Annotated in this window: 30 protein-coding genes; 23 read left to right on the top strand and 7 right to left on the bottom strand. The window is 53.0% G+C overall.

Annotated features, from left to right (window positions below; translation table 11 throughout):
• The first annotated feature begins 28 nt into the window (after positions 1–28).
• From IC803_RS11955 to IC803_RS11940, 4 genes are all read left to right on the top strand, one after another.
• On the top strand, positions 29–679 hold the full coding sequence (locus IC803_RS11955) for a glycoside hydrolase domain-containing protein (RefSeq protein WP_063166446.1): 651 nt from the start codon (positions 29–31) through the stop codon (positions 677–679).
• 223 nt (positions 680–902) lie between these two features.
• A complete protein-coding gene (locus IC803_RS11950) occupies positions 903–2,618 on the top strand; it encodes a GGDEF domain-containing response regulator (protein WP_223811964.1) in 1,716 nt (571 codons plus the stop codon).
• Positions 2,618–3,643 carry a HEAT repeat domain-containing protein gene (locus IC803_RS11945; protein ID WP_081206732.1) on the top strand — a complete coding sequence of 342 codons (1,026 nt, stop codon included), beginning with the start codon at positions 2,618–2,620 and terminating at the stop codon, positions 3,641–3,643. The genes IC803_RS11950 and IC803_RS11945 overlap by 1 nt, the downstream gene beginning before the upstream one ends.
• Positions 3,644–3,696: 53 nt before the next feature.
• The gene (locus tag IC803_RS11940) at positions 3,697–5,046 is read left to right on the top strand and encodes a glycosyltransferase family 2 protein (protein WP_223812076.1); all 1,350 of its coding nucleotides are present in this window, start codon (positions 3,697–3,699) and stop codon (positions 5,044–5,046) included.
• Between the two features lie 199 nt (positions 5,047–5,245).
• On the opposite strand, the gene IC803_RS11935 is transcribed toward IC803_RS11940, so the two are convergent.
• Complete coding sequence (locus IC803_RS11935) at positions 5,246–5,680, bottom strand: YkyB family protein (RefSeq protein ID WP_081206734.1); 435 nt, start codon at positions 5,678–5,680, stop codon at positions 5,246–5,248.
• A gap of 52 nt (positions 5,681–5,732) precedes the next feature.
• Positions 5,733–6,608 (bottom strand): metallophosphoesterase, encoded by an 876-nt coding sequence (locus tag IC803_RS11930; protein WP_081206735.1) that lies wholly within the window; start codon positions 6,606–6,608, stop codon positions 5,733–5,735.
• A 72-nt stretch (positions 6,609–6,680) separates the two neighbouring features.
• On the opposite strand from IC803_RS11930, the gene IC803_RS11925 reads away from it, so the two are divergent.
• The 12 genes from IC803_RS11925 (at position 6,681) to IC803_RS11870 (ending at position 14,563) form a co-directional block, all read left to right on the top strand.
• Entirely contained in the window at positions 6,681–6,836 is a 156-nt protein-coding gene (locus IC803_RS11925; protein WP_158083272.1) for a hypothetical protein, read from the top strand.
• Between the two features lie 35 nt (positions 6,837–6,871).
• Positions 6,872–7,639, top strand: coding sequence for a 2,4-dienoyl-CoA reductase (fadH, locus tag IC803_RS11920; protein ID WP_081206736.1), 768 nt, complete (start codon positions 6,872–6,874; stop codon positions 7,637–7,639).
• Positions 7,640–7,792: 153 nt separating this feature from the next.
• Positions 7,793–9,010, top strand: a complete 1,218-nt coding sequence (locus tag IC803_RS11915) for an EAL domain-containing protein (protein WP_081206737.1) — start codon at positions 7,793–7,795, stop codon at positions 9,008–9,010.
• Positions 9,011–9,058: 48 nt separating this feature from the next.
• Positions 9,059–9,292, top strand: coding sequence for a hypothetical protein (locus IC803_RS11910; RefSeq protein WP_081206738.1), 234 nt, complete (start codon positions 9,059–9,061; stop codon positions 9,290–9,292).
• Between the two features lie 128 nt (positions 9,293–9,420).
• Positions 9,421–9,618, top strand: coding sequence for an antirepressor AbbA (abbA, locus tag IC803_RS11905; protein WP_063166438.1), 198 nt, complete (start codon positions 9,421–9,423; stop codon positions 9,616–9,618).
• 104 nt (positions 9,619–9,722) lie between these two features.
• Positions 9,723–10,178: a cyclic-di-AMP-binding protein CbpB gene (gene cbpB / locus IC803_RS11900; RefSeq protein WP_063167393.1), complete on the top strand. Its 456-nt coding sequence runs from the start codon at positions 9,723–9,725 to the stop codon at positions 10,176–10,178.
• 93 nt (positions 10,179–10,271) lie between these two features.
• Positions 10,272–10,982 (top strand): 2,3,4,5-tetrahydropyridine-2,6-dicarboxylate N-acetyltransferase, encoded by a 711-nt coding sequence (gene dapD / locus IC803_RS11895; RefSeq protein WP_063166437.1) that lies wholly within the window; start codon positions 10,272–10,274, stop codon positions 10,980–10,982.
• 56 nt (positions 10,983–11,038) lie between these two features.
• Positions 11,039–12,172, top strand: coding sequence for an N-acetyldiaminopimelate deacetylase (locus tag IC803_RS11890; RefSeq protein WP_081206739.1), 1,134 nt, complete (start codon positions 11,039–11,041; stop codon positions 12,170–12,172).
• Between the two features lie 52 nt (positions 12,173–12,224).
• Complete coding sequence (locus IC803_RS11885; protein ID WP_063166435.1) at positions 12,225–12,467, top strand: YkuS family protein; 243 nt, start codon at positions 12,225–12,227, stop codon at positions 12,465–12,467.
• A gap of 249 nt (positions 12,468–12,716) precedes the next feature.
• A complete protein-coding gene (locus IC803_RS11880) occupies positions 12,717–13,265 on the top strand; it encodes a peroxiredoxin (RefSeq protein ID WP_081206740.1) in 549 nt (182 codons plus the stop codon).
• 73 nt (positions 13,266–13,338) lie between these two features.
• Positions 13,339–13,800, top strand: a complete 462-nt coding sequence (locus IC803_RS11875) for a TlpA family protein disulfide reductase (protein ID WP_081206741.1) — start codon at positions 13,339–13,341, stop codon at positions 13,798–13,800.
• Positions 13,801–13,900: 100 nt separating this feature from the next.
• Positions 13,901–14,563 (top strand): potassium channel family protein, encoded by a 663-nt coding sequence (locus IC803_RS11870; protein ID WP_063166433.1) that lies wholly within the window; start codon positions 13,901–13,903, stop codon positions 14,561–14,563.
• A gap of 144 nt (positions 14,564–14,707) precedes the next feature.
• Here IC803_RS11870 and rnjA read toward each other — a convergent pair whose 3' ends face one another.
• The 3 genes from rnjA to IC803_RS18400 all read right to left on the bottom strand — a co-directional run bounded on the left by rnjA (position 14,708) and on the right by IC803_RS18400 (position 16,867).
• Entirely contained in the window at positions 14,708–16,375 is a 1,668-nt protein-coding gene (gene rnjA / locus IC803_RS11865; RefSeq protein WP_081206742.1) for a ribonuclease J1, read from the bottom strand.
• On the bottom strand, positions 16,372–16,587 hold the full coding sequence (locus IC803_RS11860; RefSeq protein WP_020959179.1) for a DNA-dependent RNA polymerase subunit epsilon: 216 nt from the start codon (positions 16,585–16,587) through the stop codon (positions 16,372–16,374). The genes rnjA and IC803_RS11860 overlap by 4 nt, the downstream gene beginning before the upstream one ends.
• A gap of 145 nt (positions 16,588–16,732) precedes the next feature.
• Complete coding sequence (locus IC803_RS18400; RefSeq protein WP_255396829.1) at positions 16,733–16,867, bottom strand: hypothetical protein; 135 nt, start codon at positions 16,865–16,867, stop codon at positions 16,733–16,735.
• A gap of 183 nt (positions 16,868–17,050) precedes the next feature.
• Between IC803_RS18400 and IC803_RS11855 the strand changes: the two genes are divergently transcribed.
• Positions 17,051–17,827 carry a Cof-type HAD-IIB family hydrolase gene (locus IC803_RS11855; RefSeq protein ID WP_081206743.1) on the top strand — a complete coding sequence of 259 codons (777 nt, stop codon included), beginning with the start codon at positions 17,051–17,053 and terminating at the stop codon, positions 17,825–17,827.
• A 177-nt stretch (positions 17,828–18,004) separates the two neighbouring features.
• Here the strand turns inward: IC803_RS11855 and def are convergent, their stop codons facing one another.
• The gene (def, locus tag IC803_RS11850) at positions 18,005–18,559 is read right to left on the bottom strand and encodes a peptide deformylase (RefSeq protein ID WP_081206744.1); all 555 of its coding nucleotides are present in this window, start codon (positions 18,557–18,559) and stop codon (positions 18,005–18,007) included.
• Positions 18,560–19,088: 529 nt separating this feature from the next.
• Between def and pdhA the strand changes: the two genes are divergently transcribed.
• From pdhA to IC803_RS11825, 5 genes are all read left to right on the top strand, one after another.
• Positions 19,089–20,198 carry a pyruvate dehydrogenase (acetyl-transferring) E1 component subunit alpha gene (pdhA, locus tag IC803_RS11845; protein WP_063166428.1) on the top strand — a complete coding sequence of 370 codons (1,110 nt, stop codon included), beginning with the start codon at positions 19,089–19,091 and terminating at the stop codon, positions 20,196–20,198.
• Between the two features lie 3 nt (positions 20,199–20,201).
• Positions 20,202–21,179 (top strand): pyruvate dehydrogenase complex E1 component subunit beta, encoded by a 978-nt coding sequence (gene pdhB, locus IC803_RS11840; RefSeq protein WP_081206745.1) that lies wholly within the window; start codon positions 20,202–20,204, stop codon positions 21,177–21,179.
• 72 nt (positions 21,180–21,251) lie between these two features.
• On the top strand, positions 21,252–22,547 hold the full coding sequence (locus tag IC803_RS11835) for a dihydrolipoamide acetyltransferase family protein (RefSeq protein ID WP_081206746.1): 1,296 nt from the start codon (positions 21,252–21,254) through the stop codon (positions 22,545–22,547).
• Positions 22,548–22,551: 4 nt separating this feature from the next.
• Positions 22,552–23,964 (top strand): dihydrolipoyl dehydrogenase, encoded by a 1,413-nt coding sequence (lpdA, locus tag IC803_RS11830; protein ID WP_081206747.1) that lies wholly within the window; start codon positions 22,552–22,554, stop codon positions 23,962–23,964.
• 216 nt (positions 23,965–24,180) lie between these two features.
• Positions 24,181–24,423 carry a hypothetical protein gene (locus tag IC803_RS11825; RefSeq protein WP_081206749.1) on the top strand — a complete coding sequence of 81 codons (243 nt, stop codon included), beginning with the start codon at positions 24,181–24,183 and terminating at the stop codon, positions 24,421–24,423.
• 124 nt (positions 24,424–24,547) lie between these two features.
• On the opposite strand, the gene IC803_RS11820 is transcribed toward IC803_RS11825, so the two are convergent.
• The gene (locus IC803_RS11820) at positions 24,548–24,925 is read right to left on the bottom strand and encodes a DUF1885 family protein (RefSeq protein ID WP_081206750.1); all 378 of its coding nucleotides are present in this window, start codon (positions 24,923–24,925) and stop codon (positions 24,548–24,550) included.
• A 201-nt stretch (positions 24,926–25,126) separates the two neighbouring features.
• Here IC803_RS11820 and IC803_RS11815 point away from each other — a divergent pair, with 201 nt between their 5' ends.
• The gene (locus IC803_RS11815) at positions 25,127–25,252 is read left to right on the top strand and encodes a GapA-binding peptide SR1P (RefSeq protein ID WP_063167392.1); all 126 of its coding nucleotides are present in this window, start codon (positions 25,127–25,129) and stop codon (positions 25,250–25,252) included.
• The last annotated feature ends 22 nt before the right edge of the window (positions 25,253–25,274 follow it).

Raw genomic sequence — 25,274 nt, 5'->3', positions numbered from 1 at the left:
GCAATGTGACCGCGAAGGAGGGGGAAGGATGGTAAGAGGTGTTTGGGGCGTTGATTCGGCGCAAGTCGTAACGGACCAATTGTTTCAATGCGTACGGACAGAGCTCGGTTACCCGAAATTTTGGGGCCGCTATTTGGTGGAAGTGCCCAATGTGTCGGAAGGGTTGACGCGGGACGAGATCACGCGCATCCGCAACTATGGAGTAAAAGTGATGCCCATCTACAACGCCTTTCGTGAGGCGGTCGGCTATGCGAACGGGCAAGTGGCGGCGCGCAATGCGGTGTTCCATGCGCGGCGGCTCGGCATTCCGAAAAATAAATTGCTGTTTGCCAACATTGAAGACTTTTTTGCCGTCGACGCGGCTTGGATCGCTGCTTGGGTGGAAACACTCTATCCGACCGGGTATCGCCCGGGACTGTACGCCGATCCAACGAAGGGAGATTTCGCCGCCGCTTATTGCGAGGCGGTGGGGAGGAACAATCAAGTGGCGGTGCAGGCCGTCATTTGGAGCGCGGCTCCAAGGCCGGGAACGACGAAAGAACAAAAAGCGCCGCGCTACCAGCCGGCCGCCCCGCCTTGCAGCGCGAACGTCTGGGTCTGGCAGTACGGGCGCGACGCGGAAGTTTGTCCGGTTGATACGAATTTGGCGGACCGCCGCCTGCTTGACTTTTTGTATTGAATAGAGCCGTTGCATAAAGGCAGCGGCTTTTTTGTTTGGTCGGCGGAAAGTTCGCGGGGGTCGTGTTCTTTTCTTTTCATGTTTTTTTCCGGATCGATTATATTAGTAATAGGAAAAAGGTAGCGTCAAAAGTTTTATGAAAACTCCGCATAGACCATCCCAATGAGCAGCGGAGGATGCTCAAGGCCGGATTCGCCCTTGACCACCCCCCGCCAAAAAGGGGATGCGAAAATGGAAGCAGCGCGAGAACTTCTTTTTACCGCAATTAGGAAGTGGTTACTATGAAGAAAGGAGAGGGAAGTTGGATTCCTATGTCGTCTCGTTACTAGACCAGATGAAAGAACAGTATGAACAATGGGAGGCTTCATCACCGCTCAGCAGCGCGGAGCTGATCCGGTTTTTCGGTGCCATCGGCCGGGCGGCGGAGGTGATCGGCCGCAATGATATCGCTGCCGAAGCGGAACGGATTCTCCAGGGAATGAGCAGGCAAAAGGAACGGCAATGGACGGCGGAGGAGGCGCTGGCAGAGATGGTTCCGCTCCTTCGCCGCTGCTATGAAGCCGAAGAAACCGATTCTCCAATCGCTTCCCCCCCGCAACGCGGAGGGACGGAAGCCGATGTTCTCCTTTGCGGAAATGATCCGCTATTTTTTGCTTATCTCCGCGGATCATTGCAAACCGTACCGTGGCGCTTCATCACGCTTCCTTCCCTCGAACAGGCGGCGGCATCGATGTTTCGCCTCAACCCGGACTGCATCATCGTCGACATCGGGGAAGATCATTTGGAAACTCCTTCTTTCCTTGCGCTGCTCGAGAACACCGGTCGCCCTTGCTACATTCCAGTAGTGATCGTCAGCAGGGATGGGCGCAAAGCCGTCCATCTAAAATGGTATGAGCTTGGCGCCGACGATGTCATCGTGAAGCCGGCTGCAGCTGGCGAGCTGTTCATTCGTGTTCGGCGTCTCGTAGAAAAAAAGCGGAAAATTGATGAACTTGTACTTATTGATGAGTTAACCGGCGTCTACAATCGTAAATACTTGCCGCGAGTGTATGTCCGCCTGCGCAGCGATCTCGAGCGTTCCGGGACACCGAGCTGTTTGGCGCTGCTCGATTTGGACCATTTCAAGCAAGTCAATGACCGTTTCGGCCACTTGGTGGGTGATGCGGTGTTAAAAAAGCTGGCTGCCTTTTTGCTTCAACATACGCGGGGAATGGATACGGTCGTCCGCTTTGGGGGCGAGGAGTTTGTCGTTTGGCTGGCAAAAACATCGACAGGAGAGGCGCGCCGCGTGCTTAGACGGCTGCAGCGCCAGTTCGCTTCCGAGGAAGTCGAGGCGGATGGCGTGCGCCTGTCGTGCACGTTTTCCGCCGGTTTTGTCGAATGCGACGATCCGAACGAACCGCTCGATCATTGGCTCAACTTGGCCGACAAAGCGCTGTATGAAGCCAAAAGAAAGGGCGGCAACCGAGTTGAAGAAGCGCGGAGGCAAACGTCCCACGCCAATGGCGCTCAGGCCGAAAAACAACATCGCCAGGCGGATACACAGCGGTGGTCTGTTGCCATCGTCGACGACGATGAATTGGCGCGGACGGTCATCGCTGATCTCGTTCGCAAGCTTGCCGCCGAGCAGGAGCGGGAAGTGGACATTTATGAGTTTGGCGACGGGCTTTCCTTCCTCGAATCGCCGCTCTGCGAACATGGACGGCGCTTCGTCGTCATTCTAGACCGGGTTATGCCGAAAATGGACGGCCTCGAGGTATTGCACCGCCTCCGCCGTCGGCGAATGCCGCATAAAGTGATGATGCTGACGTCGCGCCAAGATGAGCGGGAAATTGCCCATGCTCTCGAAAAAGGGGTCGATGAGTATGTGACAAAGCCGTTCAAATGGCTTGAGCTTGAAGCGCGGCTGCGCCGGCTGCTAAAGGAGTTGGAGGAGTAATGGCGCTCGTTTTCGCCGTCGCGATGGCGGCTGCTTTGTTGGCGGTGCTGACCGGGCTATTCATTTATTTGGTCATGCGCAAATGGCGGGAAAACCGGCGCCAGGCCCGGCTTCGCGCCTATAAGGAAGAACGCCGTCTCCCGCTGCTCCGCTATTTGCTCGGAGAGGAGGAGCTTTCGTTTCGTTTTTCATCGCCGCTTGAGCGGGAGGCTGTGCTCCAACTGTTGGACAGCTTTGCCTCGCTACTGAAAGGGGAGCATGTGCAGGCGCGCCTTCGCGCGTTTGCTGAAGCGCACTTTCAAGGCTGGCTGCGCCGCCGGCTGGCAAGCCGGCAATGGAGCGAGCGGATGAACGCGCTGTTTCTCATCGAAGATTTGCAGATGAAAGGGATGCTGCCCGACATCGAACGGCTGTACCGCTCCGATGAGGTCACAGAAGGAGAGGCAGCGAAAATATTGGCCATTTTCGCCAAATTTGATTATCGTCCGGTCGTGACGTATGTGCTTCAACCGAGATATGAGTTGACGGAATTTGCGTATCGCATTATTTTTGGTCATATGGGCGAGCAGCTGCTTCAGCAGGTGAAAAAGCGGTTTGCTGAACTGCCGCCGGCGGGAAAATATGCGTTGATCGACATGATCGGCATCCGCCGCCGTCAAGAGCAGCTGTTTTTGCAGTGGCTACTGGCATCGGAAGAATGGGAAATCCGCGTTCGTGCGCTCAAGGCGATGGCAGAAATCGGTGTGCCGCTTGGCGCGCGGCAGCTCGAGCGCCACTTGCGCTCGCCGCATTGGCAAGAGAGATTGATGGCGGCCCGCCTTGCCGGAAAATGCCGGGAAGAAAAGCTGCTCCCGCTTCTGTGCGAGCGGCTTTCAGACCGTTCCTTTGCCGTTCGTTCGGAGGCGGCCGCGGCCATCGCCCGCCTTCCGGGCGGCCGGGCTGTATTGCGTACAGCGGCCCAAAATGTGGACGACCGCTACGCCCGTGATATGGCAAGGCAATGGCTCGAAGGGGAGGAGATATAGTGGGGCCATGGCAGACACTTGTGGCGGCCATCGGGCAGGCTGTGCTCGTTTACATGGCCGGTGTCGTCGTTTTTTATACATTTCTGCTCGCCGTTTCCTTCGTCCACTTACGGCGCACCCATCGGCTGGATGACTGGGAGCCGTACGAGGAGCTGCTCGATGTGAGCTATGCAAAGCCGGTGTCCATCCTCGTTCCCGCCTATAATGAGGAAGCTGGCATCGTCGGCTCGATCCGCTCGCTGCTCAGCATCGAATATCCGCAATATGAGGTGATCGTCATTAATGATGGTTCAACGGATCGGACGCTTGAGAAGCTGATTGAGCATTTCGGGCTTCGGCCCGTGTATCGCGTGATTCGCCGCCAGCTGGAGGCAAAAGAAATCAAAATGGTTTACCGCTCGCCGGCCTATCCGCACTTATTCGTCCTGGACAAAGAAAACGGTGGGAAGGCGGATGCGTTAAACGCGGGGATCAACGCCTCCCGCTATCCGTATATTTGTTCGATTGACGGCGATTCCGTGTTGGAGCGGCGCGCCTTTTTAAAAGTGATGAAGCCGATGATCGAGGCGGACGGGGAAGTGATCGCCTCGGGGGGAAGCATCCGCATCGCCAATGGCTGCCGGATTGAGCGCGGTGACATTGTGAAGGTCGGGCTGTCGCGGCGGCCGCTTGTCATTATGCAAACGATCGAATATTTGCGTGCGTTTTTGCTCGGCCGTCTCGGCTTAAGCCGCCATAACTTGCTGCTCATTGTTTCTGGAGCGTTTGGCGTTTTTTCCAAACAGTGGGTGATCGAGGCAGGGGGGTATGCGGATACAGCCGGCGAGGATATGGAACTTGTCGTGCGCCTGCACCGGCTGGCGCGGGAAAAAAATGAGGAGAAAAAAATTATCTACATCCCGGATCCGGTCTGTTGGACGGAGGCGCCGGAAACGTATGGCGACTTGCGGAAACAGCGGCGGCGCTGGCATCGCGGCCTGCTTGAAAGCTTATGGCGCCACCGGACGCTGTTGTTCAACCCGAAATACGGTTCGATCGGCCTCCTTTCTTTCCCATATTTTTGGTTCATTGAGTTTCTCGGTCCGGTTGTGGAACTGGCCGGATATATCGTCATGGTTCTCTCACTGTTTCTCGGAAGCCTATATATCGAGTTTGCTCTTCTCTTGTTGGTGGTTTCTGTTTTGTACGGCTCGCTTTTGTCCGCTGCCGCCGTGTTGCTTGAGGAATGGACCGAGCGGAAGTTTCCGAACGTCTCGGATTTTGTGTGGCTCTTTTTCTTCTCGCTGACGGAGACGTTTTGGTATCGCCCGCTGACGGCATGGTGGCGGTGCGAAGGAATCATCGATGCCATCCGCCGCCGAAAACAATGGGGGAGCATGAAGCGAAAGGGGGTATCGGTCTAATTCTCCCGTAATCGGTCCGTTTCCCCAATGTATAAAGGCCGCTCCTGTTTCTAGTTTTGAGCGGAAAGCCTCCACGTTCAGGCGAAGTGAAACAATGGCCTATGAATCCCCTTCGCCGTCGGGGGAGCGGAGCGCTTCGTTCCATCATGAGTAAGCAGGGGAAAGAAAAGAAGGCGCCGGGAACATTCCGGCGCCTTGTTTAGTAGCGGTCGCCGAGCCGCTTAAACATCGGCTTTGTCAATCGTTTCGGCTTTCGTTCCGTCGATTCCTTGATCCCGGTGTAGGCGATGAGAATTGCTTTTGCCTCCGATAGCGGCATCCGGACGGAAGGATTTCGGTATGCGTCGCTGAGCGCGCCGAGGTGCGGGAGGGCGGCGAAATCTTGTTTTGTCGGAGGAATGTGGAAATAGTAGTCGCCGACGGCCACGAGCACATCAGATTGCTGCTGGCTGTATTTTGGATTGCGGGAAAAATGGAGGCCGACCTTTTTCGCCTTGCCTTCCTCAAGCAGCTTTTCGATGGCTTTTTTCTTCAGAAGATAAAGAAACGAAGGGTTCAATGCCGTCTTCGCATGGCGGTTGACTGTAAAAATGGCTTTGGCGATATTGTCGACCGTCAACTGCAACGGTTTCATCGACATGTCTCCTTTTTTCTTTCTATTATAACATAGTTGTGGCTGACTTGACCTATTTTTCGCGATTAGTAAGCGAAAAGACCGTCAGTTCCGGCGGGGCGAAAAAGCGAAGCGGCACCCTTGTTGTGCCGAGGCCGCGGTTGACGTACAGCACAAGCCCGCCGACGTGGTAAAATCCTTCGTAATACCGTTCAGACAGCGGCGGAGTAATGAGCGGGCCGATAAACGGCAGCTGAATTTGTCCGCCATGGCTATGGCCGGACAGCTGGACATGAATCGGATAGCGGCACGTCTCAATGGCGCTGTCCGGTTCGTGAACGAGGGCGATCGTATATGTTGCCGGCGGAATGCCAGCCGTCATTTTCGCCCAATCGGGCCGGCCGAGCATCATATCGTCACCGCCGGCCACAGCGATCGCCTCCTGCCCGCGGTGAACGAGCGCATGCTCGTTGACAAGGACGCGAAACCCGGCCCGTTCCATCAGCCGGCGGTAAATGTCCGTCCCGTAGCCGCCGTGGTCGTGGTTGCCATAAACGCTAAATTTCCCAAGCGGGGCGCGGATGTTTGCCAGCGCTTCAGCGACCGTCTCAGCGTGCGGGTATCGGTTCGCCTCATGAAGCAAATCGCCGGTAAAAACAACAAGATCAGGCTCCAGCGCGTTGATTCGGTCGATCACGTGATAAAAGCGTTTCAAGCTGTCATAATGCCCGAGATGGAGGTCGCTGAATTGCAGCAGTTTTACACCGTGAAACGCTTTCGGGATGAGCGGGTGTGACAGTGTATGGTGCGTCACCGTCAAGTGTGACGGTTCAACCCAGCGGGCGTAGCCGTAGGCGAGCGATGTCGCCAGCACCGCGGCGAAGCCGGTGCGTGTCAGCTTTTTCAAAAACGCGCGTCGGTTCATTTTGGTTGTTTCAATGCGATGCATCGTCTCGTCGTCCCTTCACAAGTAGCTTTATTATAACGAAAACATGAAGGGAAGAACAATAGGAGAAAAATCATGTTGCTCAATCAAGAAGGCCCCTCACTCTTAGGAAAAGGGAAAGCAGGAAAGAAATCAGTGAGTTTTGATTTTCAAAAAAATCAGTTATTTTTGTTGAAAAGAAGAGGGATTTGCTCTATGCTAGAAAAAGAAAGAGAACTGAAGGAACAGTAAAATGAATGAGCAATCAGTCATAGGGGGAGAGGCGAATGAACGGAAAAGTCATCATTGTTACCGGCGGGTCGAGCGGAATGGGCAAATATATGGCGAAGCGGTTTGTTGCCGAAGGGGCGAACGTCGTCATTACGGGAAGGCGGGTTGAAGCGCTGGAAGAGGCTAAGCGGGAAATGGAAACGCCCGGCGGCGGGCGGGTGCTTGTTGTCCCGATGGATGTGCGCAATCCGGAACAAGTCGCGGATATGGTCGCACGAGCCGACGCGGAGTTTGGCCGCATCGATGCTCTCGTCAACAACGCGGCCGGCAATTTTATTTGTCCGGCGGAAAAGCTGTCGATCAACGGCTGGAACAGCGTTATCAATATCGTATTGAACGGAACGTTTTACTGCAGCCGCGAAGTTGGCAACTATTGGATTCAGCGCGGCTTGAAAGGGAGCATCATCAACATCATTGCGACGTACGCCTGGCATGCCGGCGCGGGGGTCATTCATTCGGCAAGCGCCAAGGCCGGGGTGCTGGCGATGACGCGCACACTGGCGGTCGAGTGGGGGAAGAAATACGGCTTCCGCGTCAATGCGATCGCTCCGGGGCCGATCGAGCGGACAGGAGGGGCCGAGCGGCTTTGGGAGTCAGAAGAGGCGGAGCGGATGACGATAGACAGCGTGCCGCTCGGACGGCTCGGAACGCCGGAAGAGATCGCGGCGGTCGCGGCGTTTTTGCTTTCGGATGAAGCCGCTTACATCAACGGCGCCTGCATTACGGTCGACGGCGGGCAATGGCTGAACCGGCGGCCGTTTTAACATTCAGTCAGCTTTTGCCTTGCATATGCGGAACAATGGCTGCTGTCTAAACGGATTCCCTGTCATGGGGGATCCGCTTTTTTCGTGCCGGGAAAGGTTGGACAGTATGGTATAATAAAGGCAAAGATGGTCGACGAGAATGAGGTGAGCATGATGGATGCATTAGACGTGATGGCCAACTTGTCGCAAGTGATTCCGTACTATCAACCGATTTTTAGCGCCGATGAGCATGGAGTCATCGGATATGAAGTGCTCGGGCGATTCCAAACGGAAGCGGGGCCGATCAGTCTCGGGCCGTTTTTTCATGATGAAACGATTCCGGAAGAGTTTCGCATGGAAGTGGATGATGTGATCACCAAAAAGGCGCTCGATTATTTTCTGTCGCTCGATGACCAGACGCTGTTGATCTTTTTCAACCGCGACGCCAATTTATTGATGCTTGACCGCGGCGAATCGTTTTTGCAATTGCTTCTCGGTTACGAGGCGAAAGGATTGGCGCTTAGCCGCATCATATTGGAAATTAACGAGCAGCATTTTAAAGGCGACTTGGATCAGCTCAGCCATTTATTGACGTATATCCGCACGTACGGCATTAAAGTGGCGGTCGATAATATCGCCGAACATAGCATTCATCTTGAGCGGATCGGCGTTTTGTCGCCTGACATTTTAAAAATCGACTTGCATGAATTGCGAAAAACGGCTGTCCACCAAGCTTATCAAGAAATCGTTCATTCCATTTCGTTGTTGGCGCGCAAAATCGGAGCGACGCTTCTGTATGAGGATATTGAAACATCATTTCAGCTTCAGTACGCATGGCGGCATGGCGGCCGCTACTACCAAGGGTACTATTTGGCTAAGCCGGCGCCGGAAGTCGTGCCGCGTGATTTATTGAAAGAACTGCTGCGTCAAGAATGCCATCGCTTTATCCAGCAGGAAAAGAAAAAGCTTGAGATGCTGTATCAAATTTCCGAGCAGTTTCAGCAACGGATTGCCGCGCTGCTTGGCAAATACAAAAAAGCGGGCGGCTTTAATGAGCTGATTTCGCTGTTGGCCGACGAACTCGATGACGTTTGCTTCCGCATTTACGTCTGTGATGAAGACGGCTTTCAACAGTCGGGCAATATGTTTAAGCGCGGCGGCCGCTGGGAGTTGCAACAGCAATATTACATGAAAAATTGGAGCTGGCGTCCGTATTTTTTGGAAAACATTATTCGCATGCGTTCGCGCCGGAGAGGGATTTTATCGGATTTATATACAGACATCGAAACCGGGGAGACGATCCGGACGTATTCATACCCGATCGATGAGCGCCATTATTTGTTTATCGACTTGTCGTACAGCTATTTGTTTGAGCATGACGCCCATTATTGACCGCATAAAATCCTCTCATTGCGGCAAAGTAAACATGAGGTGAAACTTATGGCACAGTTGACTTTTGTGTTATCCGCCCTCTCTGTATTGATCGCGATCATCGGGTTCGTCTATACGGTTCGCCTCGGACGCCAACAGCGTTGGCAAGGGGAGCTTGACGGGCCGATTCCGAAAACGGTCGAGGAGCATGCCTACTTGCGCAATCCGTTGCTTCTCGCTTACGTACTTGCTGCCTTGCTCGCCATTTTTGCCATTGGTTATTTGGCGTTGCGCTATTATTGAAAAAAAGGCCATTCCATTCATATGGGTGGCCTTTTTTGCCTGTCTGCAAATGACGCTTTTTTCCACGACTTTTTTCCTTTGCCGCTGAATATATATATGAAAGCGGAAGAGGCAAAGGGGGAGTGAAGATGGCGAAGCGGCTGCCGCTGCAGCTGTCGGGCGAGGAGGCGTCATTGTTGCTTGAGGTGCTGTTCAGCCAGGAATATGCGCTCGAACTTGTCCGTTCCGAGCTGGCGGATATTGAAAACGGGGATAAGGAGGCCGACGAACGACGATACCGGCAGCTTTTACGTTTGTACGACCGCCTTTTAACTGAAGAAAGGTAACATGTCGTTTTGTACTATCGCTTGGCAAGAAGCGATAGTCTTTTTTATGGTATGATAAAAGTGGAGAGGGAAAGATGCAAAAAAGAGAAAGGCGGAACATTGGCATGACATGGTTAGGAAACAAACAGCCGGCCAACATGACGGTTAAACCATTCCTCATCCCTGCGGATAAAGTCGCGCACGTTCAGCCTGAAAACTATTTGGATCATGCGCTGCTCGTCTTGACAAAAACCGGCTATTCAGCGATCCCAGTTCTCGATACATCGTATAAACTGCATGGGCTCATCAGCATGACGATGATTATGGATGCGATGTTAGGATTAGAGCGCATCGAGTTTGAACGGCTCGAAACGATGAAGGTCGAAGAAGTGATGAATCGAAACATTCCGCGCCTCCGGCTCGACGACAGCTTGATGAAGGCGGTCGGACTTGTCGTCAATCATCCATTCGTCTGCGTAGAAAACGATGACGGCTATTTTGAAGGAATTTTTACCCGGCGGGAAATTTTAAAGCAGCTAAATAAAGAACTGCGTAAACAAAAAGGCACGCCGAAGCCATAGCTGGGTGCGCCCGGGAATTGACGCTTGCCACGATCATCTTTGTTTTGCTACAGTAAAGAAGAAACGAACATGGACAAGGAGGAGCAATGGCCCATGAAAATGATGGATGCGAATGAAATCATCTCATTTATTCAAAACAGCAAAAAATCAACCCCGGTCAAAGTATACATAAAAGGGAACGTGGAAGGCATCGACTTCGGCCCGGGCGCGAAAACGTTTATCGCTGGCAACACCGGCGTGGTGTTTGGCGAATGGCAAGACATTCAAGCCGCTATCGAGGCGAATCGGGACAAAATCGAGGATTATGTCGTCGAAAATGACCGCCGCAACTCGGCCATTCCGCTGTTGGATTTAAAAGGGGTGAAAGCGCGCATTGAGCCGGGCGCCATTATTCGCGATCACGTCGAGATCGGCGACAATGCGGTCATTATGATGGGAGCAGTCATCAACATCGGCGCCGTCGTCGGCGAAGGGACGATGATCGATATGAACGCCGTGCTCGGCGGCCGGGCAACGGTCGGGAAAAACTGCCATATCGGTGCTGGCGCGGTGTTGGCTGGAGTGATTGAACCGCCATCGGCCAAGCCGGTCGTGATTGAAGATGATGTTCTCGTTGGAGCTAACGCCGTCATTTTGGAAGGCGTCACCGTCGGCAAAGGGGCGGTCGTCGCTGCCGGGGCAATCGTCGTCGAAGACGTGCCGCCGTATACGGTCGTGGCCGGCGTGCCGGCGCGCGTCATTAAGCAAATTGACGAACAAACGAGAGCGAAAACGGAAATTAAACAAGAGCTTCGCCAATTATAATGACATGAAAAAGCTGTCCGCTCACAGGGCAGCTTTTTTCCGATGGAGGAGAGAAGATGGAAGCGATCAGCCCATTTGTCGCCATTCGCCGCGACTTGCATAAAATTCCCGAGCTCGGGTTTCAAGAGTTTAAAACACAGCAATATTTGCTGAAGTATATTCGGTCGCTGCCGCAGGAGCGGCTTGATGTCCGGACGTGGAAAACCGGCATTTTTGTGAAAGTCAACGGAACAGCGCCGCAAAAAACGATCGGCTACCGCGCTGATATCGACGGCTTGCCGATCGGCGAAGAAACCGGCCTGCCGTATCGCTCCGAACATGAAGGGCAAATGCATGCGTGCGGTCATGACGTCCATATGAGCATCGCTCTTGGCGTGTTGACTCATTTTGCCCATCACCCGCTCAAAGACGATTTGCTGTTTATTTTCCAACCGGCCGAAGAAGGCCCGGGCGGGGCGAAGCCGATGTTAGAAAGCGATACGATGCGCGAGTGGAAGCCGGATATGATCGTCGCCTTGCATATCGCCCCGGAATATCCGGTCGGTACGATCGCGACGAAAGAAGGGCTGCTGTTTGCCAATACGTCTGAACTGTTTATTGATTTAAAAGGGAAAGGCGGCCATGCGGCGTTTCCGCACTTAGCCAACGATATGGTCGTCGCCGCCTGCGCGCTCGTCACCCAGTTGCAATCGATCGTCGCCCGCAACGTTGATCCGCTTGACAGCGCCGTCATTACGATCGGAAAAATTACCGGCGGAACCGTGCAAAACGTCATCGCCGAACGCGCTCGGCTCGAAGGGACGATCCGGACGCTGTCGACGGCGGCGATGCAGGCAGTGAAGCGGCGGATTGAAGCGATCGTCCGCGGGGTGGAAGTGGCCTACGAATGTGAGGCGGCGATTGATTACGGCGCCATGTACCACGAAGTGTACAACGCCCCGTCGTTGACGACAGAATTTATCCAATTTGCTGAAATGCATGCCGACATGAATGTCATCCGCTGCAAAGAGGCGATGACCGGTGAAGATTTTGGCTATATGTTGGCAGAAATCCCCGGTTTTATGTTTTGGCTTGGCGTCGATTCGCCATACGGGCTGCACCATGCGAAGCTGGCCCCAAATGAAGCGGCGATCGACCGGGCCATCGCCTTTTTAATCGACTATTTTTCGTGGAAAGGGAATATGGAATGAAGTATAGTTCCGCCTCTATTAAGACACATTATGTGTGAGGAGGTGGAGTGTGATGGCGAAAATCGGTGTCGAGCAATCGCTGACCGACGTGCAGGAGGCGTTGAAGGAAAGAGGGTATGACGTTGTTCCGCTGCGCAGCGAACAAGATGCTAAAGGCTGCGATTGTTGCGTCATTACCGGCTTAGATACAAACGTCACCGGCATTCAAAACATGGTCACGTCCGGTCCGGTCATTGAAGCGAGCGGACTTACCGCGGAAGAAATTTGCCAAAAAATTGAACAAAAGCTTCGGTAACGATTATCGGGCTGTGTGCGCCAGCAGCCCGTTTTTTGTGGGGCCGTTCGCCTGAGCAAACCAATCAAGGTTGGGCGAAATCAAGACATAGCGGCCGTTTCTCCTTAAAACAGAACCAATGAAAAGAAGATGGGAAATCATTCCGCCTCTTTTTAACGGTCACATGGGGCTAAATGGTTCGGAGTGTTGCAATGAATGATGTCAGCGAACGGTAGGCATCGCTATTTTTTGGCAGTGGAGGGATTACATATGGCAGAGCGCCTAGTCGGAAAACAAGCTCCGCGTTTTGAAATGGAGGCTGTCCTGCCGAACGGAGAATTCGGCCGCGTCAGCCTTGAAGAAAACATGAAAAACGGCAAGTGGACCGTGCTGTTCTTCTATCCGCTCGATTTTACGTTCGTTTGCCCGACGGAAATTACGGCCATCTCCGACCGTTATGATGAGTTCGAAGACTTAGACGCGGTCGTGATCGGCGCGTCGACCGACTCGGTTTACTCGCATAAGGCGTGGATGGATGTGCCGCGCGACCAAAACGGCATCGGCCAAATTAAGTACCCGCTCGCCGCCGATCGGACGCAGCAAGTTTCGCGCGATTACGGCGTGCTCATTGAAGAAGAGGGCGTCGCGCTGCGCGGATTATTCATCATCGATCCGGAAGGCGAGCTGAAATATGCCGTCGTTCATCATAACAACATCGGCCGCGATGTTGATGAAGTGTTGCGCGTGCTGCAAGCGCTGCAAACCGGCGGCCTCTGCCCGGCCAACTGGAAGCCGGGGCAAGCGACGTTGACGGTGTAAGGCGATGTGCATGAATCATGGAGAAAGGTCTAACGGGGGCGTTAGGCCTTTCTTTTCCAATGGAGGGATGAGCGTGAAACTGCGTGAACCAATGCCGGAGCTGACCGGAGCAACAGCCATGTTAAATGGGGAAGTATCAAGAGACGAATTGATCGGAAAAAAGCCAACGTTAATCCATTTTTGGTCGGTCAGCTGCCATTTGTGCAAAGAAGCGATGCCGCAAGTGAACGAGTTCCGCGACCGGTACAAGGACAAGCTCAATGTCGTGTCCGTCCATATGCCGCGCTCGGAACACGATTTAGACATCGAGCTTGTGAAAAAAACAGCTGAAGAGCACGGCATCACCCAGCCGATTTTCGTCGATAATGAGCATAAAATCACCGACGCGTTTGAAAACCAATACGTTCCGGCGTATTACGTGTTTGACGCCGAGGGGAAGCTCCGCCATTTCCAGGCAGGCGGCAGCGGCATGAAAATGCTCGAAAAACGCGTCAACCGCGTGCTCGAAGAAACGGAAAAGGCAGAGCAGGCGTAACCGGCGCTCGACAAGGAGCGAAGAATCGTTTTCGTTCCTTTTCTTTTTTGCTACAATAAGGAGGGGAAGCGACGATTGACAATTGGTGGAGGAATCAACGATGAAAAAGAAACAGTTTGCGGTGATCGGTCTCGGGCGATTTGGAGGCAGCATTTGCCGGACATTGAGCGAACAAGGGATGGAAGTGCTCGCGATTGACATTGACGAAGATCGGGTGAACGAATTTGCGGCCATCGCCTCGCACGCTGTTGTTGGCGATACGACGGACGAAAACGTGCTGAAAAGCTTAGGCATCCGCAACTTTGACCATGTCATTGTTGCGATCGGCGACAACATTCAGGCGAGCATTTTAACGACGCTCATTTTAAAAGAGCTCGGCGTCAACCATATTACGGTCAAGGCGACGAACGATTACCATGAAAAAGTGCTGAAAAAAATCGGCGCCGACCAAATCGTGCATCCGGAGCGGGACATGGGTGAGCGGATCGCCCATAACCTTATTTCGAACAACGTCTTGGACTATTTGGAGCTGTCGGACAAACATAGCATCGTCGAGATTGTTGCGAGCGAACGGCTTGACGGCCATTCGCTGCTCGAGCTTGACATCCGCGCCCGCTACGGCATTAACATCGTCGCCATTAAGCGCGGAGCGAGTGTCATCGTCTCACCGCTTGCTTCGGAAATCATCCGCAAAGGCGATGTGTTGGTCGTGATCGGTGCTGACAGCGACATCGACCGGTTTGAGGAAAAAGTCGTCGGCTAGCGGCATAATCGGAAACGGTTGTTCTTCAAATTCGACCCAGCCGCGTCGTTTGGGGGATTTTTCGAGCGCTGTATCCAGCAGCCGGCGGCGTTATATCGTTTACGTCATAGAAAAAGGGGGGCTTTGCGAAAGCCCCCTTTTTTGTTAAATCTCCATGATGATCGGCAAGATCATCGGCCGCCGTTTCGTCCGTTCGTACAAGAACGGGGCGAGGGTTTCGGTAATTTCATTTTTAATTTCTGACCATTGATTCGTTTTTCGCTCAAGCACTCTTTCGAGATGTTTGGCGATGAGCGCCTGCGCCTCGCTGATCAAATCGCCCGACTCGCGCATGTAGACGAAGCCGCGGGAGATAATATCAGGCCCGGCAGCGATTTTGAACTCTTTCATGTTGATGCTGACGACAACGATCACGAGCCCTTCCTCCGACAAAATGCGGCGGTCGCGCAAGACGATGTTGCCGATGTCGCCGACACCGCTGCCGTCGATGTAGACCGAGCCGGACGGAATTTTGCCGACGATGCGCGCTTCGCTGTCGCTGATGCCGAGCACTTCGCCGTTATCCATAATAAAGCAGTTTTCCTCCGGCACGCCGCAGTCGATGGCGAGCTTGGCGTGCATTTTTTGCATCCGGTATTCGCCGTGGATCGGCATAAAATATTTTGGCTTCATGAGCCGGATCATCAGCTTTTGTTCTTCCTGCCCGCCGTGTCCGGACGTGTGGATGTCGCTGAGCGGGCCATGGATCACTTCGGCGCCGGCCCGGTACAGCATATTGATCGTTCGGTTGACGCTCACCGTGTTGCCCGGAATCGGTGATGAAGAAAAGACGACGGTGTCACCCGGGATGATTTGAATTTGCCGGTGCGTGCCGTTGGCGATGCGCGACAAGGCGGCCATCGGTTCACCTTGGCTGCCGGTGCATAAAATCGTCACCCGATTCGCTGGCAGTCGGTTGATTTCGTTTGCATCGACGAACGTGCCTTTCGGACATTTAATGTAGCCGAGATCTTGGCCGATTTCAATGGCCGCTTCCATGCTGCGGCCAAAGACGGCGATTTTCCGGTTGTTGGCGACTGCTGCTTCCGTCACTTGCTGAAGCCGGTGGATGTTGGAGGCAAACGTCGCGAAAATAATCCGTCCGTCCACTTTGCGGAAAATGTCGTGAATGCTTTCGCCGACGCGCCGCTCTGACATCGTGAAATGCGGAATTTCGCTGTTCGTGCTGTCCGAAAGCAGGCAAAGGACGCCTTCTTTCCCAATTTCAGCCATTTTCGTCAAATTGGCTGGTTCGCCGACCGGCGTAAAGTCGAATTTAAAGTCTCCGGTATGGACGATTTGCCCGACTGGCGTTTTGACGACGATGCCGTAGCTGTCCGGAATGCTGTGCGTCGTCCGGAAAAAGGTGACCGCTGTTTTTTGGAAACGAATGACATCGTCTTCGCGAATTTCAATGAGCTTAGCTTGGCGAAGCAATCCGTGTTCTTCGAGTTTGTTGCGAATGAGCCCGAGCGCCAGTTTGCCGCCGTAAATGGGGATGTTCACCTGCCGGAGCAAGTACGGAATGCCGCCAATATGGTCTTCGTGCCCGTGGGTAATGAACAGCCCTTTCACTTTTTCCGCATGCTTCACTAAATACGAATAGTCCGGGATGACGTAGTCGATGCCGAGCAGTTCGTCTTCCGGAAATTTAATGCCCGCGTCGATGACAATAATTTCGTCCTGAAATTGTACGCCGTATGTATTCTTCCCAATTTCACCGAGTCCGCCGAGGGCAAAAACGCCAACTTGTTGATCTGTCAATAGTTTCATGATGAAGTCTCCAATACTTGAAAGTTAGTGCTTCGCTTTTCGTACTCCAGATGCGCCCCCTCTAACGGCTGAATATACTCGATATTGATCGGACGATCTTGCAGTTTTCGGCGTACGTCCCGCTCTGATTCTGCTTCGATGTAGAGCGTTTTCGTTTTTTCTCTCACGGGCACTTCGTCCGCGTTTTCTTGGTAAAACACTTTGAAAATCATCGCGAAATCTCTCCTTATCGTACAATGATTGCTTTTTTATTATATAGGAATTAATCCTCGTTTTCATGTTTTTTATTGCCAAAAGCAAAAAACAGGCGGGAGATGTGCCGACGATATGTATCATCTTTGACGAGTTTTGACCGTTTCATTCGCCAAAGTGGGAAAGAAGCCCTTCGTACGGAAGGGCTGTCGTTGTAACGGTTAGGCGATCAATTTTTTTCGGAGCAAGTCTTTCCATTGTTGAAGCAGCTTTTTTTTCAGCTTTTTCAACATTTTTCATCACTCCTTACTTTTTATTGTACTCATTTTGCGGCGAAAGTAAATGTTCTATTATATATGATATGTAGGCGAAGGCTTGTTTTTCATGGGTAAAAATGGAACGAATCGTGGCGTTTTGGTTGACATTCAGCTTGTTTTTCAGTACGGTAGACAGTGAATTTATTTTCGGCAAGGGGAAGAGAATGTGGGCAGAAAAATCGTGTTTTTCGACATCGACGGCACGTTGCTTGACGAGCAAAAACAGCTGCCGCCGTCAACCATTGAAGCGATCCGTCAGTTGAAAACGGCCGGCGTCTATGTGGCCATCGCTACCGGGCGGGCGCCGTTTATGTTTGAACATGTGCGCCGCCAGCTTGGCATCGATTCGTTCGTCAGCTTTAACGGACAATACGTCGTCTTTGAAGGGAACGTGCTGTATAAACAGCCGCTCCGCCGCGAGAAAGTGAGGGCGCTGACGGAAGAGGCCCACCAAAACGGCCACCCGCTCGTCTTTATGGATGCGGAGCAAATGAGAGCGAGCGTCGACGATCATCCGCACATTCACGTCAGCATGGAGAGCCTGAAATTCGCCCATCCGCCCGTTGACCCGTTGTATTACGAAAACAAAGACATTTATCAAGCGCTGTTGTTTTGCCGCGCGGAAGAAGAAGCGCCATATGTGCGCCATTATCCGGAATTCCGCTTCGTCCGCTGGCACGATGTATCGACGGACGTGCTGCCGGCGGGCGGCTCAAAGGCGGAAGGCATCCGCCTCATGATCGAGAAGCTCGGGATTGGCAAAGAGGATGTGTATGCGTTCGGCGACGGATTAAATGACATCGAAATGCTGTCGTTCGTCGGAACCGGGGTGGCGATGGGCAATGCCCATGAGGAGGTAAAACGGGTCGCCGACTTTGTTACGAAACCGGTCAACGAGGAAGGGATATGGTACGGGCTGAAGCAATTGCAATTGCTTCCATAAAAAGCGGTCTCCGCTCATCCGGCGGGACCGCCTTTTGTTTGTGAGACACGTCAGATGCCGCCCGGACATGTTTCCTTTCGCGCAGCAGTTGTTAGGTACGGCGGAGGACAACATTTCTTCATGTGAGAAATCACTCGTTTAGCAGTAAACGGCTGCTCTTCTAGCCCCCGGTCGTTGCTACCGACCGATCGGAACCGCCCCGTCCGGAACGCTAAAGGGATCCGATGGATTAATATGGTCGTAGAACATAATGCCGTTTAAATGGTCAATTTCATGTTGGAAGACGATGGATGGCAGTCCTTTCAGGCGCAAGGTGACTTCCTCGCCGTCGATCGTCGTGCCGGTGACGGTGATGCGGCTATAGCGCGGCACATATCCCGGCACATCGCGGTCGACCGACAGGCAGCCTTCCCCAGTCGTCAAATAACATTGCTGTACGGAGTGGCTGACGATTTTTGGATTGAACAAGGCATAGCTGTATAACGTTCCGTTTTCGTCAGTAACATGGACGGCGATCATCCGTTTTGATACGTTAATTTGCGGGGCAGCGAGTCCGATGCCGGGCCGCAGCCCGTACTTAGCCGCCATCTCCGGATCTTGGCTCATTTTGACATAATCAAGCAAGCTTTGCAAAATGCGCTTATCCTCCTCTGAAGGCGGCAGCGGAACTGGTTCGGCGACTTTCCGCAGCGTCGGATGCCCTTCTTTAATAATATCTTTCATCGTAATCATCCGCTTTTTTCACTCCCTGTCTTTGGCATCGCTGTCTACATGTTAGTCTAACAAAAATGTCTAGCTTCCGTAAATGAAAACACGGTTGCCTAGATATATTATTGAGGGATAAAGAAAAAAGAACGTTTAAATTTAGAAAACGCTCTCAACAATAAGAAAGATGGCAATATGATTTATATTTTTCCAAAAATATAAAACAGGGTTAATACAGATTGTTGAAGATGTAATATAACAGTTTTATAAAGCTAGCCGCTGGATTCCAAATTTATCCTTATTAGCGATAAGGAAAGCAGGGCAAATCAAAGACGTTGACGGCTCTGAAAATAAAGTGTAAACTAAAGTTTGTGAATGGGCATTGTACTAATTTAAAAAGAAAAAACAATAATACAGATTTTTGGCGTCTTATTTGTTTGCCGTTGCCCCGGACGGTGGCCATTTTTTATTTCTTCTTCATTTTGGGTACATTAATAGTATATGGGTGAATGTAGCCTGGTTTCCAAATTTTTGATGAAAGGCAGAGGTGAACAAAATGGGTGTGAAGACCTCCCAGTTTCCGTTTGCGGAGCAGCTCGAGAAAGTGGCCGAGCAGTTTCCGATGTTCCAAATTTTGAATGAAGAAGGCGAAATCGTTAATCAAGAGGCGATGCCGGACTTAAGCGATGAGCAGCTGAAAGAGCTGATGCGCCGCATGGTGTATACGCGCATTCTTGACCAGCGCTCCATTTCGTTAAACCGCCAAGGCCGTCTCGGCTTTTACGCGCCGACTGCCGGGCAAGAGGCGAGCCAAATCGCCAGCCATTTTGCGCTTGAAAAAGAGGACTTCATTTTGCCGGGATACCGGGACGTCCCGCAAATCATCTGGCACGGGCTGCCGCTTTACCAAGCATTTTTGTTCTCGCGCGGCCATTTCCACGGCAACCAAATTCCAGAAGGCGTCAACGTCTTGCCGCCGCAAATCATCATCGGCGCCCAATATATCCAAGCAGCCGGCGTGGCGCTCGGCTTGAAAATGCGGGGGAAAAAAGCGGTAGCCATTACATACACGGGTGACGGCGGCACATCGCAAGGCGATTTCTATGAAGGGATCAACTTTGCGGGGGCGTTTAAAGCGCCAGCCATCTTTGTCGTGCAAAACAACCGTTTTGCCATCTCGACGCCGGTTGAAAAGCAAACGATCGCCAAAACATTGGCGCAAAAAGCGGTTGCTGCCGGCATTCCGGGCATCCAAGTCGACGGCATGGATGCGCTTGCGGTCTATGCAGCGGTGAAAGCAGCCCGCGAGCGTGCCATTAACGGCGAAGGGCCGACGCTCATCGAAACGCTTTGCTTCCGTTACGGTCCGCACACAATGTCCGGCGACGATCCGACTCGCTATCGTTCGAAAGAGCTCGAAAACGAATGGGCGAAAAAAGATCCGCTTGTGCGTTTCCGCAAGTTTTTAGAAGCGAAAGGTTTATGGAGCGAGGAAGAAGAAAACCGCGTCATCGAGCAGGCGAAAGAGGACATCAAAGAGGCGATCAAAAAAGCAGACGAAACGCCGAAGCAAAAAGTGACCGACTTGATCAGCATCATGTACGAAGAGCTGCCGTTTAACTTGAAAGAGCAGTATGAAATTTATAAAGAGAAGGAGTCGAAGTAAGCCATGGCGCAAATGACAATGGTTCAAGCGATCACCGATGCGCTGCGCATCGAGTTGAAAAACGATCCGAACGTGCTTGTTTTCGGGGAAGACGTTGGGGTCAACGGCGGCGTATTCCGGGCGACCGAAGGGCTGCAAGCCGAATTCGGTGAAGAGCGCGTGTTTGACACGCCGCTGGCCGAATCGGGAATCGGCGGCTTGGCAATCGGCTTGGCGCTGCAAGGATTTCGCCCGGTGCCGGAAATCCAGTTTTTTGGCTTTGTTTACGAAGTGATGGACTCGATTTCCGGACAAATGGCGCGCATTCGCTATCGCACCGGCGGCCGCTACCATATGCCGATTACGGTCCGCTCGCCGTTTGGCGGCGGCGTCCATACGCCGGAGTTGCACTCGGACAGCCTAGAAGGGCTTGTCGCCCAGCAGCCGGGGCTGAAGGTCGTTATTCCGTCGACGCCGTATGACGCCAAAGGGCTGCTCATTTCGGCGATCCGCGACAACGATCCGGTCATTTTCCTTGAACATTTGAAGCTGTACCGCTCGTTCCGCCAGGAAGTGCCGGAAGGGGAGTACACGATTCCGATCGGCAAGGCGGACGTGAAGCGTGAAGGAAAAGACATCACGATCATCGCTTACGGCGCCATGGTGCATGAATCGTTAAAAGCGGCGGCAGAATTAGAGAAGGAAGGCATTTCTGCCGAAGTCGTCGACTTGCGCACCGTGCAGCCGCTCGATATCGAAACGATCATCGGTTCGGTGGAGAAAACAGGCCGCGCCATCGTCGTTCAAGAAGCGCAGCGGCAGGCTGGCATCGCCGCCAACGTCGTTGCTGAAATTAACGAACGGGCCATTTTAAGCCTCGAGGCGCCGGTGCTCCGCGTTGCCGCGCCGGATACCGTGTATCCGTTCGCCCAAGCGGAATCGGTTTGGCTGCCGAACTTTAAAGATGTCATTGAAACGGCGAAGAAAGTGATGAATTTCTAATAGCGGACAAGCCGGGGGAACGGAACGCTTTCCCCCGCCTATTTTCGGCAAACGATAGGAGGTCGACCTACAGTGGCATTTGAATTTAAGCTGCCGGACATTGGCGAAGGCATTCATGAAGGCGAGATCGTTAAATGGTTTGTGAAGCCGGGCGATGAAGTGAACGAAGATGACGTATTGTGCGAAGTGCAAAACGACAAGGCGGTCGTGGAAATTCCGTCCCCGGTGAAAGGGAAAGTGCTTGAGATCCTCGTCCCGGAAGGAACGGTCGCAACGGTCGGACAAACGCTCATTACGCTTGATGCACCGGGATATGAAAACATGACGTTTAAAGGGCAAGAGCACGAAGAAGAGACGAAAAAAGAGGAAAAAACGGAAACGGTGTCGAAAGAGGAAAACGTTGGGGCCGCTGCCCCGGCAGCCGCAGCGGAAGCCGATCCAAACCGCCGCGTCATCGCGATGCCGTCTGTGCGCAAATATGCGCGTGAAAAAGGAGTGGACATTCGCCTCGTTCAAGGGACGGGCAAAAATGGCCGCGTCTTAAAAGAAGATGTCGATGCTTTCCTCGCCGGCGGCGCGAAACCGGCAGCCCAACCGACTCCGGCAGCCGAGGAAAAAGCAGCACCGCAGGCAGCAGCGGCGAAACCGGCTGTGCCGGAAGGCGAATTTCCAGAAACGCGCGAGAAAATGAGCGGCATTCGCCGGGCGATCGCCAAAGCGATGGTGCATTCGAAACATACAGCTCCGCACGTGACGCTCATGGACGAAGCCGATGTGACGAAACTCGTTGCCCACCGGAAAAAGTTCAAGGCGATCGCAGCGGAAAAAGGCATCAAGCTGACGTTCTTGCCGTATGTCGTCAAAGCGCTCGTTTCGGCGCTGCGTGAATATCCAGTGCTGAATACGTCGATCGATGATGAAACTGAAGAAATCATCCATAAGCATTATTACAACATCGGCATCGCCGTTGACACGGACCGCGGTTTGCTCGTGCCGGTCATTAAACATGCCGACCGGAAGCCGATTTTCGCCTTGGCGCAAGAAATTAACGAGCTCGCTGAAAAAGCGCGCGACGGCAAACTAGCGCCAAATGAAATGAAAGGCGCATCGTGCACGATTACGAACATCGGCTCGGCCGGCGGGCAATGGTTCACTCCGGTCATCAATCACCCGGAGGTAGCGATTCTTGGCATCGGCCGCATCGCGGAAAAACCGATCGTTCGCGACGGTGAAATCGTCGCCGCTCCGGTCCTGGCGCTTTCGTTGAGCTTTGACCATCGAATGATCGACGGAGCGACGGCGCAAAAAGCACTCAACCACATAAAACGGCTGTTAAGCGACCCAGAACTATTATTAATGGAGGCGTAAAACGATGGTAGTTGGCGATTTTGCAATTGAAACGGAAACGCTCGTCGTCGGCGCCGGCCCTGGCGGCTATGTCGCCGCCATCCGCGCCGCACAGCTCGGCCAAAAAGTGACGATTGTTGAAAAAGGAAATTTAGGCGGCGTCTGCTTAAATGTCGGCTGCATCCCATCGAAAGCGCTCATCTCGGCCAGCCATCGCTATGAGCAGGCGAAACATTCTGAAGAGATGGGCATTAAGGCGGAAAACGTCACGGTAGACTTCTCGAAAGTGCAGGAATGGAAGGCAAGCGTCGTCAAAAAGTTGACGGGCGGCGTTGAAGGGCTGTTAAAAGGAAACAAAGTGGAGATTGTCAAAGGGGAAGCGTATTTCGTCGATGCGAACACGGTGCGTGTCGTCAACGGCGACAGTGCGCAGACGTACACGTTTAAAAACGCCATTATCGCCACCGGTTCGCGCCCGATTGAGCTGCCGAACTTCAAGTTTTCCAACCGCATTCTCGATTCGACCGGAGCGCTCAGCCTCGGGGAAATCCCGAAATCGCTCGTCGTCATCGGCGGCGGCTACATCGGCATCGAGCTTGGCACAGCTTACGCCAACTTCGGAACGAAAGTGACGATTTTAGAAGGAGCCGGCGAAATCTTATCCGGTTTTGAAAAGCAAATGGCGGCCATCATTAAACGCCGCTTAAAGAAAAAAGGGGTCGAAGTGGTAACGAATGCGCTGGCGAAAGGTGCCGAAGAGCGCGAAGATGGCGTTACCGTCACGTACGAAGCCAACGGCGAAACGAAAACCGTTGACGCTGACTACGTGCTTGTGACGGTCGGCCGCCGGCCGAACACCGACGAGCTCGGCCTTGAACAAATCGGCATTAAAATGACGGACCGCGGCTTAATTGAAGTGGATCAACAATGCCGCACAAGCGCCCCGAACATTTTCGCCATCGGCGACATCGTGCCGGGGCCAGCGCTTGCCCATAAGGCATCGTATGAAGGGAAAGTAGCGGCCGAAGCCATCGCCGGCCATCCGTCCGTCGTTGATTATGTCGCCATTCCGGCGGTCGTTTTCTCCGATCCGGAATGCGCTTCGGTTGGCTACTTTGAGCAGCAGGCGAAAGATGAAGGCATCGATGTCATCACAGCGAAGTTCCCGTTTGCCGCCAACGGCCGCGCCTTGGCGTTAAACGACACCGACGGCTTCTTGAAGCTTGTCGTCCGCAAAGAAGACGGCGTCGTCATCGGAGCGCAAATCATCGGTCCGAGCGCATCCGATATGATCGCCGAGCTGGGATTGGCCATTGAAGCCGGCATGACGGCAGAAGACATCGCTTTGACGATCCATGCCCATCCGACGCTTGGGGAAATCGCCATGGAAGCAGCGGAAGTGGCGCTCGGTACACCGATTCATATCATTGCGAAGTAACGGCAATGCGACCGGATTGAAGCGCGGACTTCATCCGGTCGCTTTTTATATTGAGATGGCCGTTTCGGAGCAACGGCTGGCCGAAGAGGGGCGGTTTTCGTTTGTTTATGTCCCCACCAAAGCGGATGATCGTCCATTTCTTGTCCAAATTCCCATACTATTTTCCGCTGTTGTTTCATATCGTTATGGTAAAGAAAAGCGGGAGATGGGTTCAAAATGAAAGCGTATGTTGCCTTTTTGCTGCAGATGATGATTTGGAGCAGTTTTTCATTAATCGAGTGGTTGTCAGGGCGGGATCGGCTGTTTTTCCGTGGGCTGATGTTGTGCGTCTTTATGTACATCGCGTTTTTGCTGGCGCGCCAACTCGGCCTGGCGACGCGGAAGGCAGCGCTGACGACGGTTGTGACGGCCGCTGTTTATTTTGCCGGCCAGCATTTTATTTGGCAAGCCATCCATTGACTCACCCCGCTTATCCACGGCTTGAGCCAAGGATTTCGGCGCTCCCCTCCCAGCGAGGCAAGTCCGGTTGCCGCTTCTCCATCCGTCTTTGGAGCCATAAAAACAGCGGTTGAACACCCGCTGTTTACACGCCGCCAAATGTCATCGTCCGGCCGCTGAACAAATGCAGTTCACCGCCAAGCGTTTTCGCCATCCATTTGCTGAATTCGTTCGCTTTCCCTTTATCCCCGTTTGTCGCTCCCGGCGGCAGCGCCACATCAATGAACGTTTCTTCTCCGGCTGTTTGCACCGAAATGGCCATTCCTTTGTATAGGCGGCCGTCCCCTTGCAAATATAGCACAGCCTCGCGTTCATGCACCGTATACGGGAAAGCGGCCTGTTCGTACGCCCAGCCGAGCTGCTCCCCGGTTTTGCTTAACGCCGTCCGGTAGCGCTCGAGCAGCTGTTTCGCTTCCTCGATTGTAATCGTTTTCCCTTCTGGCAGCTTCAGGCGCGTGTTCAACTCTCCTCTCTCCTTTCACCAACCTTTTGTCTCTTTATGTTCATTGTACCACGTTTTTCCGGCCGATGGCGAAAAAGTTTGCGGATGGAAAAAGTGATCATTATCTTAAATGTGACATACAAATAAGGGATTGACAATCAAAATGTGATATATTATTATAAAGTCAACAACGAAATTTATCATCATAAAGGGGTTTTGGGGATGGGCACGATCGTATGTCAAGCGTGTGAGGCGACGATTGCGTATTTTGAAGACGAAAAAGTGACAACGCTTTACGGAAAATGCGATTGCTGCGAGCACGACGACGAAGGCGGAGAAAGAGAGTAAGACGGTCAAACAAACGGGGGAA

The sequence above is a fragment of the Geobacillus sp. 46C-IIa genome, from assembly GCF_014679505.1.
In the GTDB taxonomy this organism is placed as follows: Bacteria; Bacillota; Bacilli; order Bacillales; family Anoxybacillaceae; genus Geobacillus.
The sequence above is the reverse complement of the archived record's forward strand: the minus strand, read 5'-3'. Positions and strand labels throughout refer to the sequence as shown.

Excerpts from the sequence above, each read along its gene's own strand:
- IC803_RS11955 (WP_063166446.1), top strand. The coding sequence starts at position 29 with ATGGTAAGAGGTGTTTGGGGCGTTGATTCGGCGCAAGTCGTAACGGAC.
- IC803_RS11950 (WP_223811964.1), top strand. The coding sequence starts at position 903 with ATGCGAAAATGGAAGCAGCGCGAGAACTTCTTTTTACCGCAATTAGGA.
- IC803_RS11945 (WP_081206732.1), top strand. The coding sequence starts at position 2,618 with ATGGCGCTCGTTTTCGCCGTCGCGATGGCGGCTGCTTTGTTGGCGGTG.
- IC803_RS11940 (WP_223812076.1), top strand. The coding sequence starts at position 3,697 with ATGGCCGGTGTCGTCGTTTTTTATACATTTCTGCTCGCCGTTTCCTTC.
- IC803_RS11935 (WP_081206734.1), bottom strand. The coding sequence starts at position 5,680 with ATGAAACCGTTGCAGTTGACGGTCGACAATATCGCCAAAGCCATTTTT.
- IC803_RS11930 (WP_081206735.1), bottom strand. The coding sequence starts at position 6,608 with ATGCATCGCATTGAAACAACCAAAATGAACCGACGCGCGTTTTTGAAA.
- IC803_RS11925 (WP_158083272.1), top strand. The coding sequence starts at position 6,681 with ATGTTGCTCAATCAAGAAGGCCCCTCACTCTTAGGAAAAGGGAAAGCA.
- fadH (WP_081206736.1), top strand. The coding sequence starts at position 6,872 with ATGAACGGAAAAGTCATCATTGTTACCGGCGGGTCGAGCGGAATGGGC.
- IC803_RS11915 (WP_081206737.1), top strand. The coding sequence starts at position 7,793 with ATGGATGCATTAGACGTGATGGCCAACTTGTCGCAAGTGATTCCGTAC.
- IC803_RS11910 (WP_081206738.1), top strand. The coding sequence starts at position 9,059 with ATGGCACAGTTGACTTTTGTGTTATCCGCCCTCTCTGTATTGATCGCG.
- abbA (WP_063166438.1), top strand. The coding sequence starts at position 9,421 with ATGGCGAAGCGGCTGCCGCTGCAGCTGTCGGGCGAGGAGGCGTCATTG.
- cbpB (WP_063167393.1), top strand. The coding sequence starts at position 9,723 with ATGACATGGTTAGGAAACAAACAGCCGGCCAACATGACGGTTAAACCA.
- dapD (WP_063166437.1), top strand. The coding sequence starts at position 10,272 with ATGAAAATGATGGATGCGAATGAAATCATCTCATTTATTCAAAACAGC.
- IC803_RS11890 (WP_081206739.1), top strand. The coding sequence starts at position 11,039 with ATGGAAGCGATCAGCCCATTTGTCGCCATTCGCCGCGACTTGCATAAA.
- IC803_RS11885 (WP_063166435.1), top strand. The coding sequence starts at position 12,225 with ATGGCGAAAATCGGTGTCGAGCAATCGCTGACCGACGTGCAGGAGGCG.
- IC803_RS11880 (WP_081206740.1), top strand. The coding sequence starts at position 12,717 with ATGGCAGAGCGCCTAGTCGGAAAACAAGCTCCGCGTTTTGAAATGGAG.
- IC803_RS11870 (WP_063166433.1), top strand. The coding sequence starts at position 13,901 with ATGAAAAAGAAACAGTTTGCGGTGATCGGTCTCGGGCGATTTGGAGGC.
- rnjA (WP_081206742.1), bottom strand. The coding sequence starts at position 16,375 with ATGAAACTATTGACAGATCAACAAGTTGGCGTTTTTGCCCTCGGCGGA.
- IC803_RS11860 (WP_020959179.1), bottom strand. The coding sequence starts at position 16,587 with ATGATTTTCAAAGTGTTTTACCAAGAAAACGCGGACGAAGTGCCCGTG.
- IC803_RS18400 (WP_255396829.1), bottom strand. The coding sequence starts at position 16,867 with ATGAAAAATGTTGAAAAAGCTGAAAAAAAAGCTGCTTCAACAATGGAA.
- def (WP_081206744.1), bottom strand. The coding sequence starts at position 18,559 with ATGATTACGATGAAAGATATTATTAAAGAAGGGCATCCGACGCTGCGG.
- pdhA (WP_063166428.1), top strand. The coding sequence starts at position 19,089 with ATGGGTGTGAAGACCTCCCAGTTTCCGTTTGCGGAGCAGCTCGAGAAA.
- pdhB (WP_081206745.1), top strand. The coding sequence starts at position 20,202 with ATGGCGCAAATGACAATGGTTCAAGCGATCACCGATGCGCTGCGCATC.
- lpdA (WP_081206747.1), top strand. The coding sequence starts at position 22,552 with ATGGTAGTTGGCGATTTTGCAATTGAAACGGAAACGCTCGTCGTCGGC.
- IC803_RS11825 (WP_081206749.1), top strand. The coding sequence starts at position 24,181 with ATGAAAGCGTATGTTGCCTTTTTGCTGCAGATGATGATTTGGAGCAGT.
- IC803_RS11815 (WP_063167392.1), top strand. The coding sequence starts at position 25,127 with ATGGGCACGATCGTATGTCAAGCGTGTGAGGCGACGATTGCGTATTTT.